This window comes from Butyrivibrio sp. AE3003, from assembly GCF_000686065.1.
Taxonomy (GTDB): Bacteria; Bacillota; Clostridia; order Lachnospirales; family Lachnospiraceae; genus Butyrivibrio; species Butyrivibrio hungatei_A.
This window is the reverse complement of sequence record NZ_JMLX01000001.1, coordinates 3,000,602-3,014,094: the sequence shown is the minus strand read 5'-3', so window position 1 is coordinate 3,014,094 and position 13,493 is coordinate 3,000,602. Positions and strand designations below refer to the sequence as shown.

Annotated in this window: 14 protein-coding genes; 1 reads left to right on the top strand and 13 read right to left on the bottom strand. The window is 41.4% G+C overall.

The features are described 5' to 3' along the window. Positions 1-24 precede the first annotated feature (24 nt). Positions 25-966: a GDP-L-fucose synthase family protein gene (locus CD00_RS0114475; RefSeq protein ID WP_334291141.1), complete on the top strand. Its 942-nt coding sequence runs from the start codon at positions 25-27 to the stop codon at positions 964-966. 121 nt (positions 967-1,087) lie between these two features. Here CD00_RS0114475 and CD00_RS0114470 read toward each other — a convergent pair whose 3' ends face one another. The 13 genes from CD00_RS0114470 to CD00_RS18555 form a co-directional block, all read right to left on the bottom strand. Continuing rightward, on the bottom strand, positions 1,088-2,890 hold the full coding sequence (locus CD00_RS0114470) for an LIC_10190 family membrane protein (RefSeq protein ID WP_026656613.1): 1,803 nt from the start codon (positions 2,888-2,890) through the stop codon (positions 1,088-1,090). A 30-nt stretch (positions 2,891-2,920) separates the two neighbouring features. Continuing rightward, positions 2,921-3,373 (bottom strand): divergent PAP2 family protein, encoded by a 453-nt coding sequence (locus tag CD00_RS0114465; protein WP_026656612.1) that lies wholly within the window; start codon positions 3,371-3,373, stop codon positions 2,921-2,923. 32 nt (positions 3,374-3,405) lie between these two features. Next, the gene (gene rfbD / locus CD00_RS0114460; RefSeq protein WP_026656611.1) at positions 3,406-4,281 is read right to left on the bottom strand and encodes a dTDP-4-dehydrorhamnose reductase; all 876 of its coding nucleotides are present in this window, start codon (positions 4,279-4,281) and stop codon (positions 3,406-3,408) included. Between the two features lie 127 nt (positions 4,282-4,408). Continuing rightward, positions 4,409-4,672 (bottom strand): HPr family phosphocarrier protein, encoded by a 264-nt coding sequence (locus CD00_RS0114455; protein WP_026656610.1) that lies wholly within the window; start codon positions 4,670-4,672, stop codon positions 4,409-4,411. Further along, positions 4,673-6,022 carry a phosphoglucosamine mutase gene (gene glmM / locus CD00_RS0114450; protein WP_026656609.1) on the bottom strand — a complete coding sequence of 450 codons (1,350 nt, stop codon included), beginning with the start codon at positions 6,020-6,022 and terminating at the stop codon, positions 4,673-4,675. Between the two features lie 14 nt (positions 6,023-6,036). Next, positions 6,037-7,350 (bottom strand): CdaR family protein, encoded by a 1,314-nt coding sequence (locus CD00_RS0114445; RefSeq protein ID WP_207640506.1) that lies wholly within the window; start codon positions 7,348-7,350, stop codon positions 6,037-6,039. Positions 7,351-7,358: 8 nt separating this feature from the next. Beyond that, positions 7,359-8,219, bottom strand: coding sequence for a diadenylate cyclase CdaA (gene cdaA / locus CD00_RS0114440; protein ID WP_026656607.1), 861 nt, complete (start codon positions 8,217-8,219; stop codon positions 7,359-7,361). A gap of 16 nt (positions 8,220-8,235) precedes the next feature. Continuing rightward, on the bottom strand, positions 8,236-9,090 hold the full coding sequence (locus tag CD00_RS18560) for a hypothetical protein (RefSeq protein ID WP_242838981.1): 855 nt from the start codon (positions 9,088-9,090) through the stop codon (positions 8,236-8,238). Positions 9,091-9,178: 88 nt separating this feature from the next. Beyond that, the gene (locus CD00_RS0114430) at positions 9,179-9,574 is read right to left on the bottom strand and encodes a hypothetical protein (protein WP_026656605.1); all 396 of its coding nucleotides are present in this window, start codon (positions 9,572-9,574) and stop codon (positions 9,179-9,181) included. Between the two features lie 9 nt (positions 9,575-9,583). Beyond that, positions 9,584-9,991 carry a flagellar protein gene (locus CD00_RS0114425; RefSeq protein ID WP_026656604.1) on the bottom strand — a complete coding sequence of 136 codons (408 nt, stop codon included), beginning with the start codon at positions 9,989-9,991 and terminating at the stop codon, positions 9,584-9,586. A 19-nt stretch (positions 9,992-10,010) separates the two neighbouring features. Further along, positions 10,011-10,778 (bottom strand): ComF family protein, encoded by a 768-nt coding sequence (locus tag CD00_RS0114420; protein ID WP_051594226.1) that lies wholly within the window; start codon positions 10,776-10,778, stop codon positions 10,011-10,013. After that, positions 10,762-13,023, bottom strand: a complete 2,262-nt coding sequence (recD2, locus tag CD00_RS0114415; protein ID WP_026656602.1) for an SF1B family DNA helicase RecD2 — start codon at positions 13,021-13,023, stop codon at positions 10,762-10,764. Before recD2 ends, CD00_RS0114420 begins: the two co-directional genes overlap by 17 nt. A gap of 46 nt (positions 13,024-13,069) precedes the next feature. Continuing rightward, positions 13,070-13,480, bottom strand: coding sequence for a hypothetical protein (locus tag CD00_RS18555; protein ID WP_051594225.1), 411 nt, complete (start codon positions 13,478-13,480; stop codon positions 13,070-13,072). Positions 13,481-13,493 lie beyond the last annotated feature (13 nt).

Below are 13,493 nucleotides of genomic sequence, written 5' to 3'. Positions count from 1 at the left end.
TCAAAGAAAGAGGCGAATAACATGATGGAGAAAAATGACAAAATATATGTTGCGGGACACAGAGGAATGGTTGGTTCCGCAATTGTCAGAGAGCTCAAAAACCAGGGCTATTTCAATATAGTTACAAGAACCCACAAAGAGCTTGATCTTACAAGACAGGATGCTGTTGAAAAATTTTTCGAAGAAGAACAGCCCGACTACGTTTTCCTTGCAGCTGCCAAAGTTGGCGGAATCATGGGTAACTCCGAAGCTCTCGCAGATTTCATGTATGAGAACATGATCCTTGAGATGAACGTTATACACGCAGCATGGAAGAACGGATGTAGAAAGCTTGAATTCCTCGGATCATCCTGCATATATCCCAGAATGGCTCCTCAGCCGATGAAAGAGGATTGCCTTCTGACATCTTCTCTTGAGAAAACAAATGAAGCATATGCTCTTGCTAAGATATCCGGACTTAAGTACTGTGAGTACCTTAACAAGCAGTATGGAACCGATTATATTTCCGTAATGCCCACAAACCTTTACGGACCTAATGACAACTACCATCCCACTCACTCTCATGTTCTTCCGGCACTTATCAGAAGATTCCATGAGGCAAAGGAACAGAATCTCCCCTATGTAACATGCTGGGGCGACGGAAGTCCTTTGAGAGAATTCTTATATGTAGACGATCTCGCAAACCTCTGTGTATTCCTTATGAATAACTACAGCGGCGATGAGACTGTCAATGCAGGTACAGGAAAAGAGCTCACGATAAAAGAGCTCACAGAGAAAGTTGCTTCAATCATCGGCTACACAGGCGAGATCAGATGGGATCCTTCGAAGCCGAACGGAACTCCCAGAAAGCTCCTTGACGTATCAAAAGCAAAAGCACTTGGCTGGACCTACAAAACTGAGCTTGATGACGGTATCAAGCTTGCCTACAAAGATTTCCTTGAAAATCCTATGCGCGCAGAGCGCTGATGCTCGCCGTGACAGGCCACAGGTATATTTATCCGAATGCTCCCATATTCGGATAAATGTACCTGTGGCTATTCTATAGCCGGGCATTCAGCTTACCATAATTCTTATTTTTTCTCGATGCTTAATTTGCTTTTTTGAATCCGTCTTCTATTCTGTCTCCTCTGAATTCCAGCTTTCCTGTGAGGTTTTCAGGGGAGGACGGGAATGGCTCGTAGCCTACGCGGTCGCCTTCTTTCGGATAATAGAATGTGACTCCGTTTACTTCGTAGGGTTTAACTTCGTATACTCCGTAGTCCTGTTGTTTTAAAAGATACAAAGGATTAAATCTTTTTTCTGCTTCAGCGACGAGGTTGACACCTTTGAATGTAAGCCATAAAAGTACTACGGCGGTGAAGCTCTTGAAAAAGACTTCTTTTTTGCGCTTATCGAATTTATTTATGATAAGGATAACTACTCTTCCCAGAATGACTACAGCTGTAAGTAGCGCGAATACAATACCGTATCTTATAAGCGGAGCACTTGCCATCCAGAAAAGGAAGCACGTTATCATTGTTCCGCCGATAGCGAAAAAGTCACCTGTCCTAAGCATGCTTCGCATTTTGATATCAAATATTTTTCCGGTGATTTTTTTATCACCAAGTGCTCCTTCCCTGGCATCCACCAGAATATAGTGGACTGAAAGAAGTACATATATAAAAATAGCCACAACATCCAGAATAATGACCATTTTATTAAAGGATGAAAGATCAGAAAACCACTTCGGAAACCACTCTGTAAATGACATATGCACATGATTCGGCACATCCGAAAAGCCTCTTCCGAATGTCTTTATCTCAAGCGCGTCATATTCCGCAACGCCCTTTGGAATCTTCCAGTCAACGTCAAAAAGATCTATTGCAGTCACAGGATACATCAGCCATCCCGATATGATCACATTTCTCACAAAAAACGGAACAGCAATGATAAGCGCCCCCAGAATTGATGAATAGAAAACCTGAAGTTTGTGTTTTGTCCTGTTGCTCAAAAGTCTATATATCGGAATGGTAGCCACCAGCATAAGCGGAGCCGCTACCAGCTTTATAGTTGTTGCATAGACGCTTAAAAAGGTCAGGAAGATATACGGCACATATGAATGCTCGTGTCGCACATACAGGTCAAGCCATTTGATCACTATATAAAATACCAGCGTTGCAACAAAGTAGTCTGATGCAGGCGCGACCATCTCATCAAATATTCCAAAAAGATAATAGATCGCAGCAAGTCTTGCAAAATCGGATATTATGATATTTCCTCTCCGTATAATGCTCTTTAACTCAACACATTCCCACGCAAGGACAAGTGCAAAGAATCCGGCCATAACATGATAAGACCGGTCAAGTTGCAGAAATTTCATGCTAAAGAGCGCAGAAAGCGGAAACGCAGCACTGTTATATGCAAGTCTTACATGAAGATTTCCAAGTCCTTTTACCACTCCGTACTCTTCTATCCACTTAATAGCCTGCGCATGATAAAGGTCGGAATCATAATGCATGATTCCGCTTGAAGTTCCGTAAGCCATCAAAAAGAAAACGACCAGGTAAAGTATTCTGCTTTTGTATGAACGGATAATTCGAAGAAGCATCCTGAGTTCTTCACTCATTTTATCCCTGTAAACAACACCAAAGATACAAGCGAAGAACATTAGAAAAACATGACAATTCAACTCGACTTTGTCAAATATACTCCAGATCTGTGCATAAACTGTTGAAATCAAGACACCGCTCATTATGTAGCCGGTGTGAGAATGAAATCGGTAGGCTTTTTCACCGCCTTTTTGCATAGCTTTACCACGCTTTGAAAAAGGCAGCATAATATTTATGAAACCATATCCTATCAGGTATGTTGTTACAATGACATACAACCAAATAAGAACAACTGATAACATGCTGCAACTAGCCCCCGATCCATTAGATAATCAAATAGTCATCAAATAGCCTATCAATGTTCCAAGTAAAGCTCCAAAGAGAACCTGCATAGGAGTATGTCCGACAAACTCCTTGAGCTTCTCTTCTACAGGTATATCCTTATCAAGCTGAAGGAACCAATCCATCATATTGTTAATCACCTTAGCCTGAATGCCTGTCTCCCATCTTACTCCCATTGCATCATGCATTACGATAAGCGCAAGAACTGCCGAAATAGCAAATTCAAATGAACTTGCTCCGTACAACACGCATGTTGATGAAACGACTGCCATGACCGTCGCGGAATGTGAACTGGGCATTCCTCCATCACCCATAAGTCTCTCGGGATTAAAGCTCTTATTTACAATCACATATAATATTGTTTTAAGTACCTGTGCAACAAACCATCCGCTACAAGCAGCAACCAATACTTTGTTACCCAGTATGTCATTCCAAAACTGCATTCAAACCTCTATTTTGCTTAATTTTACTATTATTACAAAAGTTCCTTAAGGTACTGCTCAATTGCATCGTGCCAGTCTGCAAACATGAAGTCTGTTGTAAGTTTCAACATATAATTCTCCAAAATGCTGTATGCCGGCCTGGGGGCGGACTGAGGATTCTTTGCCTGATATTCCGCTGTGGTCACATGATTGACCTTAGTTTTCTTTCCTGCAATTCTGAAAATTTCTTCTGTGAAATCAGCCCAGTTTGTATCGCCTTCACATGTTCCGTGGAAAATTCCGTAGTTCTCCGTATTCATAAGATAATGAATAGCTTTTGCAAGCTCAGTCGTACTTGTAGGATTACCAAGCTGATCGTTTACAACGCTTATCTCGTCGTGATTCTCAGACAGTTTAAGCATTGTCTTTACAAAGTTCTTGCCGTCTCCGTAAAGCCATGCGGTTCTGATAATAAAGTAGTTTTTCGCAAACTGCTTTACAAACTCTTCTCCGGCAAGTTTTGTCTTACCATAAACACTCACAGGGCCTGTGGCATCAAACTCTGTGTACGGTTTTGTTGCGTTTCCCGCAAATACATAGTCGGTAGACACATGTACAAGCTTTGCACCAACCTCTGTTGATGCTATAGACAGATTTCTTGGTCCAATGGCATTAATCTTGTATGAGAGGTCAACATCGCTCTCCTGCTTATCTACTGCGGTATATGCAGCACAATTTATCACTGCCTTGGGCTTAACGTCCTTAACAAGCTTAATTACGGAATCAACATTTGTAATGTCCAAAGGAATAATTCCCTCTCCCTCAAACACATCGGTATTTACGATCTCATATTTTCCTGTTGCTCCAAGTTCCTTATTTATCGCTCTTCCAAGCTGTCCATTACATCCCGTAACAATTATCTTATCCATCGCTACTCCCTTTTACTTCCTGTATATATTAATCTTGTAGTTAACTTAGCAAACGGACGGCATAACTGCCGTCCGCCTTATATTCTTGTCAATCTGCGCATGTGACATATATTATCACATGTACGGCTTATTCGCCAAGTCCTCCCTCGATTGCTTCAACCATTGCACTCATGGCTTCTTCTTCATCGGGGCCTTCACAATTAAACTCAAGTTCGTCGCCGCATTTAACGCAAGCGCCGAGAACACTCAAAACACTTTTTGCATTGGCAACATTGTCACCGTACGAAAAAGTTATATGTGATTTAAAATTCATAGCCACTTTACAAAGATTTCCCGCAGGTCTCAAGTGCAAACCTGTAGGGTTTGTAATGACTACCTTCTTACTAACCATTTATAACATAACCTCCTCGATCAACTTCGCAAGCTTTTTAGCTTCTTCATCAATCTTAGTCTGCTCCTTACCTTCGATCATTACTCTTACAAGCGGTTCTGTTCCCGAAGGTCTTATAAGCACTCTTCCGTCTCCCGCAAATTCTTTTTCAAGTTCTGCTATAGCACTTGCAATCTCCGGATATTCCATGAACGCATCTTTCTTGTGTGTAGGAACATGCGCGTTTACCAATGCCTGAGGCATTACTTCCATGACCTGTGAAAGTTCTGAAAGCGGTTTGCCTGTAACTACCATAACTTCAAGAAGATGCAAAGCCGACAACAGACCGTCTCCGGTAGTATTGTCATCAAGGAAAATGATATGTCCCGACTGCTCTCCACCAAGGTTCGCACCGATTTCTTTCATATGCTCAAGCACATAGCGGTCACCGACCTTAGTCTTATCCACCTGGATGCCTTCTCTCTCTGCCATCTTAAAGAATCCAAGGTTACTCATTACAGTGGCAACGATTGTATTCTTGGCAAGTTTACCGTTATCCTTCATAAACTTACCGATAATAGCCATTATCTCGTCACCGTCGACCATCTTACCTTTTTCATCAACAGCAAGGAATCTGTCAGCATCTCCGTCGAAAGCAAGTCCGATATTTGCCTTCTCGGTAACAACTCTTCCCATAAGCTCTTCCATATGAGTTGAGCCGCATCCCGCATTAATGTTGGTTCCGTCCGGATTGTTGTGAATCACTACAACTTCTGCGCCTAACTGTCTTATTGCCTCAACAGAAGTATAATACGAAGCACCCTCTGCGCAGTCCATTACGATCTTCATTCCTGCAAGGCTGATATCAACTGCTCTAAGATTGTGATTTATATATTCTTCTTTTGCATCACTTCTGTTCTTGATCTTGCCGACTCCGGCACCTGTAGGCATCTTAACGCCTTCCATATTGTTCTTTATAAGTGCCTCAATCTCATCCTCAAGTTCATCAGGAAGCTTATAACCATTTGCATCAAAAAACTTTATCCCATTAAATTCCATCGGATTATGTGAAGCCGAAATAACTACACCGGCATCAACTCTGTATTTTCTTGTAAGATATGCAACGGCGGGAGTAGGGATAACTCCTACATTTACTACATCTGCACCTACAGAACATGCACCTGCCATAAGTGCACTTGCAAGCATATCTCCCGATAATCTTGTATCACATCCCACCATTATGGTTGGTCTGTGGTTAACTTCTTTTGAAAGAACATAGGCTCCTGCCTGTCCAAGCTGCATTGCAAGAAGCGGTGTCAACTCATCATTTGCTACGCCTCTTACACCATCTGTTCCAAATAATCTGCCCATCGAAATAACCTCATTTAATTAGTTTTATTAACACGAACGTATACTTCAACGTCGTCCGATGCTTTAACCCCTTCAGGAAGGTTGTTCCATTTAACTTTTGCACTGTAAACACCGTCTCTCAGTGTTTCTGTGCCGTTTTCTTTGACTAACTGCGTAGCGTCAACGGAACCTTTCAAAGCATTCTCATCAACAGCCGCAAGCGCAGAATCCAAACCAAGAAGAGTAAGCGCTACGGAATCATATTCATTGGTATCAACTTTAATATCATATCCCTGAACAGGGTTCTCAACACCAATATTCTTTATATCAACCGCAAAGTTTTTGGATGATAACTTACCGATACTTACCACTACCGTTGCTTTTGCTTTTGAATCCTCTCCGAAACGAACGCCGTCGGGAAGATATTTATCAAGTTCCACGGTATAGTTAAGATCCTGTGTCCTACCCGCTATATCAAGCTCAGAGTCGTTTATCGTGATCTCTTTTATCTTAGATATAACTTTTGAATCACCTGCTATCTGAACCTTATCAGGCGTGCTCACTGTTCCGGTAACCGCATAACCGTCTGCAGGTTCTCCCGATACAACACATCTGATCGGCACAAATTTACCTTCAAGTATCTCAACTTCCGCCCTTACAGTGGGTTTTCCATTATTATTTATGATCTTTACACGTGAAGCATCAGCATCATTTGTCTCGACAACTTCATCATTCTTATCACGAAGTACGATATTGGCGGTTACGTTCATTGTACGTGTAAGTCCCGCTACATCTATCTCCGCTGTTGCTTTCGTAACATTGTTGACCACCGATTCGGGGCCTTCTATCTTAACCTGATCAAGCTCAATTGCTTTATCACCGACAATATATTTATCATCGGGATGTCCGATCTGAACAGGCTTGAGTTCAAGCGTCTTACTTATCTTCTTTTCAACGTTGTACTCCAACTTATCGTTGCTTAATTCTATATCTACGATATCAGTACCGTTGTTGTTCTCTACCACCGCTTCAATAGGTATTGCTCTTACTGTGCTGTCGGTACCTTGAACAGGCAAATTTTTTAAATCCGCTACCAGTTTTATATCATTGTTGGTCAATGTATCAACTATAGATTTCTTTCCTTTGACCTTTACGCTCTGGCTAAGATCTGATGAATCCACTGCCCATCCGACAAGATTATTATTCTTTAAATAGTTACTGTTATCGACAATCTTGACCTGAACATCTCTGATCTGCCTTGAAATCTGAGGGTCCTGATTATTTGTCACAGACAACCATATAACACCAGCAAATACCAGCGAAGCAAGCTTAAGCCCAAAATTTGACATGATCTTCTTCATCTCTTCACCCTGGCCTTTCTGGCAAAGTGCTTAATATGCGTTTCTTCCGCATGCTTGTTCTGCAAAACCTTAAGCCTGTCTCTTAGTCTGTCACTGTCAACAGATTTATCGAGTTCGCCTTCATATGCAACGCTTATCTTTCCTGTTTCCTCAGAAACAATGATAGTAAGTGAATCAGTCACTTCAGATACACCGATACCAGCACGGTGTCTGGTTCCAAGTTCTTTACCAATTCCCATGTTGTCTGACAAAGGAAGGTAACATGTTGCGGATACAACTCTGTCTCCGCGTATTATTACAGCACCGTCATGAAGAGGTGTGTTATGTTCAAAAATATTTATAAGAAGCTGACTCGTAACAATTCCGTCAACAGCTATACCCGTTCTCTCAAATTCAGCAAGTGAAAAATCCTGCTGAATAACAATAAGTGCTCCCGTACGAACTTTTGACATTTCGACACAGGCCCTTACAATCTCATTAAGTGTCTTATCAGAAAAACGCTCCTGGAACTTCATATCTCCGAAGAAGAATGCATTGGAGAAGAAGTTTTTTCTTCCAAGTTCTTCCAACGCTCTTCGAAGCTCAGGTTGCAATATAATAACTACTACTATGATGATAACGTTAAAGAAATTTCCAACAATCCACAATATTGTATTCATCTGGAAAAATTCCGCAAACAAGATGAATGCAATAATGACTATTACGCCTTTAAGCATTGACCAAAGTCTGGAGTTTTTTGCCCACAACAAAACATGATAAACCAGAAACGCGATAATAAGTATCTCCAGAATATCAGTAGGTCTCACGGAAGGTATACGAAACGCTTCAAGATCAAAAAACTGCTGAACTGTTTCCATATCAATCCTTTAAAAATCACCTGTGCTGATCCATTGCACGGTTGATCTTCTTAACCTTCCTTTCCGGCGTAGAAACTGTAACCTTTGGTACCGCCTTTACATAATAATAATATTCATCATCTTCAAACTGAACTTTCTCAGTCCTGCTGTAGTCCAGATTGAATGCAAAAAACTCAACCACAAACATAAGAAGTGCGGAAATAATTGTTCCGACAACAACTCCGCCGAGCGACATCTGTGTATCATAGATAAGATCTCCGATCATAGTACACATAATAAGTGAAACTGCTCCGGCAATAATTGCAATCTTCCATGATTTATCAACAGAAGATCTGCGGATAGCGTATACAATAGCGATAGTTATTGAAAATGCAACTATCGAAACGAGCATTGCTTTATCACCCAACAATCCTGTTATTACAGACTGGAATGCATTTGCAGCTTCCTCCACACCCTCACTTCCGAAAGACTGTGAGTTCTTGGAGAAGAACGCAAGCATATATGAAATGATAAGTCCGAATGATACGGATACCATTGATGTAGGTCCACCCAAAAGTCCCATAGCCAAAGGCATCACATACGGTATATGCATAAAGAAAAACAGCGGGGTCAAAAGAACCGCAAGTGTATCTTTAGGCGAAAACCTGAAATACAACAGAAACATAAGCACAAACACTATAAGTGCGAAAAGTGCACATTCCGAAGACAATTCAAAAAGATGTCCCGTGATAAATAACGCCGCGATAAATACTATGCAATTAGGCGTGAGAATAGAACACAGCAGCGATGCCATCAGAACTATCACAAAATTCTTAAGGCTGTCCATATATCCCAATTTGCTGTTTATTATGCAGATTGTGATAAGTGCCAAAAGGAATTTCCACGCGTAGCTAATGTAAACCTCGTTTTTAATATAAAATTTTTTGATATAAATCTTTAATTCCAATAATGAAGTCATGTCACTGTTCCTTTTCGTACATTCTTGCCAGTTTCTTTAAATTTTCATAATATGCTCTCATACTCCTTCGCATTCTGGAATAGCGATAAGAATATATTATATATGAAGCAAGCGAATACACGCCAACAAGCAGGAGGTAGTATATTAGCCACCTCCTGCCGGTTGCAATAAGATTTTCCGTATTATATACATCAGATAACACTTTTTCAAAATCGTATAAAACATATGCAGCGATAAAAACTGCGAAAACAATCGTTGCACTAATAAGCGACTTTATAACATTAAAAGCCACGTAATCACTCTTAAAATAAGAGTTTATCGCGTCATTATTTTTTCCTTCACGATCAATAAATGCAGCCATCTTGGTCATCAAAATGACTTTCTCTTCATTTAACATCTTTGCTCCTTAAGTATCCAGGAAACGCATTCCGGCTTTGTTGTCTTTCTTAATCTGCTCCTGCATAACCTGTTTAGGCTTTGAGAAGCTGGTCGCCAGATTGTTTGCCATTGATGTCTTACATTTAGCACAGAATCTTCCTGTTAAAATTGACGCTCCACAATTCTCGCATTGAAGCTGAATTGGTGAGTGTTCTGAAAACATAAGCCTCTCTTCACGTATCCACTGCTGAATCTGCTTAGAGGAAACCTCATTATCGTCTGCGATCTGCCTGAGACTGGCGGTGGGATTATCCTGGATGTACTGCTTAACCTTCTGGAAATCCTCTTCAATAGCCTTCTTACACTGATCGCATATCGTAGGACCACCGATATGATTGAACATTTTGCCACATCTGGAACAATTTCGTAAGTTCATATACATAACCTCCGCTAGACTATGTAGTTTGCCCGATTGCGAGTGTTAAAAAATAAACTTTTTCAGCTCCGGCCAATCTTAACAAACGGGCAATCTCATCAATGGTACTTCCCGTTGTGTAGATGTCATCGATAATAAGTATGCACTTAAATTTTACATCATTTCGTTGTATATTAAAAGCCTTTTTCAAATTATTGCGCCGCCCGCGGACATCCAGATTCTTCATGGGCAAAGTGTTTCTGGTTCTTTGTATGAGGTCTGCTTTCATTGGTATATCAAGCATTTCAGACACTTTCCTTGCATAGACCTCAGCCTGGTTGTATCCTCTCTCTGCCTCTTTGCGCGCGTACATGGGAACAGGCACTATCAGATCTATGCCAAGACCGGAAAGCTTCTTCCCAAGAGCCTTTTGGGTTGCCCTTGCATAAAAATCCGCATATTCCTGCCTTCCCATATACTTGAATCTGTAAACAGATCCGGAAACACTCCTATATTGAAAAAGAGAAAAGCCTCTGTCGTACGCATGCTTCATTTTTGCGCAGTCATCGCAATACTCTCTGTCAGCATCCGCACCCGTAAGTCCTTTTCCGCATTTTATGCATGTCGGAGTTTTTACAAACTTGATCTTTTTTATGCAGTCTTCATGAATAAGACGCCCTCTTTTTATCCTGCCGTTTCTAATCTCAAAAGTATTTAATATTCCGTCGCATACAGGACATCTTCCGGGGTATACAATTTCTTTTACCACACAAAATATGTCTTTTATTTCTTTAGTTACTGTCTGCATCAAATATTTCTTTTATCCTATCCGCAAGTCCCGTATATCTCTTAAGCTGCTCTTCATTTTCCGTCATTTCGCAGAGCGTCTTACTGCTTCCGAGGACGCAGACCGTGCTCCTTGCTCTTGTAACAGCCGTATAGAGAAGGTTCCTGTTAAGAAGCATCCTGGGTCCGCCGAGAATAGGCAAAATGACCGCCGGATACTCACTGCCCTGGGACTTGTGTATCGTTATTGCATAAGACAGTTCTATTTCATCAAGCTCGGAAAAAGGATACCTTACTCTTCTGTGTTCGTCAAATTCCACTACGATATCCTGAGAATATTCATTTATTTCTTTGACAATTCCCATATCTCCGTTGTACACGCCCATTCCGGAATCGACAGGAATATTATATTTGCCGACAACTTCCCACTTAGCCTGATAATTATTCCTTATCTGCATTACTTTGTCGCCCTCTCTTATGATGAGGTCACCGTATGCATGCTCTTTCTTGGAAGAATCAGGCGGATTCAGATATTTCTGAAGAACGAGGTTAAGCTGTATCGCACCGAGCGGACCTTTTTTCATCGGCGTAAGAACCTGAATGTCGTATGGCGAAGCTTTGACATATCCGGGAAGTTTATCCCTTATGAGCTGGATCATATGCTTATATATGACATCGGCGTCATTTCTCTCCAAGAAAAAGAAATCCTTACTCTTATTATCCAGAACAGGCTTCTCTCCTCTGTGGATTCTGTGAGCGTTCATTACAATGTCACTTTCTTCCGCCTGTCTGAATATCTTCTTAAGAAAGATCGTAGGAAACTTGCCGCTTGATATCAGATCCCCGAGAACCTGTCCCGGTCCTACGCTCGGAAGCTGCGAACTGTCACCAACAAGTATCAGGTGAACTCCGGGCACAAGCGCCCTTAGAAGTGCGTTAAAGAGATGTGTGTCAACCATGGACATCTCATCGATTATAAGCGCATCCGTTTCAAGCGGATTATCTCTGTTCCTCTCAAACTTTACGCCCTGACGCCTCTCGTCATCATCCTCGACCTGACCTGTAACTTCGAGAAGTCTGTGAATCGTCTTAGCTTCGTAGCCCGTAGCCTCAGTCATACGCTTAGCTGCGCGTCCTGTGGGTGCTGCAAGCATGATATCGAGTCCATCCGAAGCATAGTAGTTTATTATTGTATTAATAGTAGTGGTCTTACCTGTTCCGGGTCCTCCGGTTATTATTACCACTCCGTTTGCAATACTCTTTATGACCGCATCTCTCTGAAGGTCGTCGAGCTCGATTCCCTTTTTGTGCTCAATTTCCAAGATGCGTTTTTTATAAAGCTCCTCTTCCTGAGGGCCGATCTTTTCCGATATATTAAGACCGTGCAGCATAGCCGCACATCCCTGTTCCTCATAGAAATAAGACGATGCGTACACATTGTCTTCACCCTTACACACAAGCTTTTGGTCCATGATAAGGTTTTGGATCTGCGTCATTATGTCATCCGTATCAATTACATCCTCCGGACTATTCTGCAAAAGAAGCGATGTCTTATATGCAAGCTCTTTCATAGGAAGATAAGTATTTCCATCCATCGTCCCCTGTAAAAGAGTGTACATGATACCGCTCCTGATCCTATACTCTGAATCTACGCAAATGCCAACTTTTTCAGCAATATCGTCTGCTATTTTAAATCCAATTCCGGCTATGTCATCCGCAAGCTTGTACGGATTTTCTTTAATAATCCCGTAAATCTGAGTTCCGTACCTGTTGTATATCTTAACTGCCATAGCATTTGTTATTCCATACTGCTGCAAAAAGATCATCGCATCGCGCATCTCTCTTTTATCCGCCATCTGGATAGATATATCAATTGCCTTCTTCTCGCTGATTCCCTTGATCTCAGCAAGTCTTTCAGGCTCATCTTCTATTATTCTGAATGTATCCGATCCGAATTTTTTGACGATCCTTGCGGCAAGGGCTTCTCCTATTCCCTTTATCGCTCCGGATCCAAGATATCTCTGCATTGAGACCGCGTCGTCAGGTACAACTATCTTATAAGAATCCACTTTGAGCTGATGGCCGTAGACAGGGTGTTCAACATACACTCCCTCCATCTCCAAAGTATCTCCGACATCCGCATCCTTGAAATTCCCTATGCAGGTGATCTCATCATCTTCCGTGACAATATTAGCCACCGAATATCCATTTTCCGCATTTCTGTAAATAAAATGCTCAATATATCCCTTAACGTTTTCTTTTTCCATAGTGAATAGTATAGCATAAGAAAAAGGATCCGATTCTTAAGATTTCTTAAGAATTGGATCCCTCTGTCTTATTCTCAGTCGTAGCCTCCGGAATGTCATAATTTCTCTTGAGATTCTCATAGAGCATCTGGGCAAATCCGTTACTCTGCTTATCAACGGATGTCGCACATACATCCTGAAGTGTCTGATCCTTGAAAAAATCAACCAGAGTAGATGTTGAATTATCTGACTTTTCAGGTTTAAGAGCATCTACAGACTTCTGCATCTCCTTAAATATCTGCTCTAAGAAATATGACTCGAAGCCTTTACATGCAGCCCAAAGTTCGTCATCGGAAGACTTCTCGTTTGTCTGCTCGAGCTTATTCTTAAGAGCTTCTGTAGAGGCATTCTTACTCTCACGCATCGCATATTCAGTTATGCCCGTTGCATTTATACCACTGATATCAAATCCTGCCATGGCTATTCTCCAT

Bases quoted from the DNA above. Each gene is read 5' to 3' on its own strand.
- CD00_RS0114475 (WP_334291141.1), top strand. From the start codon at position 25: ATGGAGAAAAATGACAAAATATATGTTGCGGGACACAGAGGAATGGTT.
- CD00_RS0114470 (WP_026656613.1), bottom strand. From the start codon at position 2,890: ATGTTATCAGTTGTTCTTATTTGGTTGTATGTCATTGTAACAACATAC.
- CD00_RS0114465 (WP_026656612.1), bottom strand. From the start codon at position 3,373: ATGCAGTTTTGGAATGACATACTGGGTAACAAAGTATTGGTTGCTGCT.
- rfbD (WP_026656611.1), bottom strand. From the start codon at position 4,281: ATGGATAAGATAATTGTTACGGGATGTAATGGACAGCTTGGAAGAGCG.
- CD00_RS0114455 (WP_026656610.1), bottom strand. From the start codon at position 4,672: ATGGTTAGTAAGAAGGTAGTCATTACAAACCCTACAGGTTTGCACTTG.
- glmM (WP_026656609.1), bottom strand. From the start codon at position 6,022: ATGGGCAGATTATTTGGAACAGATGGTGTAAGAGGCGTAGCAAATGAT.
- CD00_RS0114445 (WP_207640506.1), bottom strand. From the start codon at position 7,350: ATGTCAAATTTTGGGCTTAAGCTTGCTTCGCTGGTATTTGCTGGTGTT.
- cdaA (WP_026656607.1), bottom strand. From the start codon at position 8,219: ATGGAAACAGTTCAGCAGTTTTTTGATCTTGAAGCGTTTCGTATACCT.
- CD00_RS0114430 (WP_026656605.1), bottom strand. From the start codon at position 9,574: ATGTTAAATGAAGAGAAAGTCATTTTGATGACCAAGATGGCTGCATTT.
- CD00_RS0114425 (WP_026656604.1), bottom strand. From the start codon at position 9,991: ATGAACTTACGAAATTGTTCCAGATGTGGCAAAATGTTCAATCATATC.
- CD00_RS0114420 (WP_051594226.1), bottom strand. From the start codon at position 10,778: ATGCAGACAGTAACTAAAGAAATAAAAGACATATTTTGTGTGGTAAAA.
- recD2 (WP_026656602.1), bottom strand. From the start codon at position 13,023: ATGGAAAAAGAAAACGTTAAGGGATATATTGAGCATTTTATTTACAGA.
- CD00_RS18555 (WP_051594225.1), bottom strand. From the start codon at position 13,480: ATGGCAGGATTTGATATCAGTGGTATAAATGCAACGGGCATAACTGAA.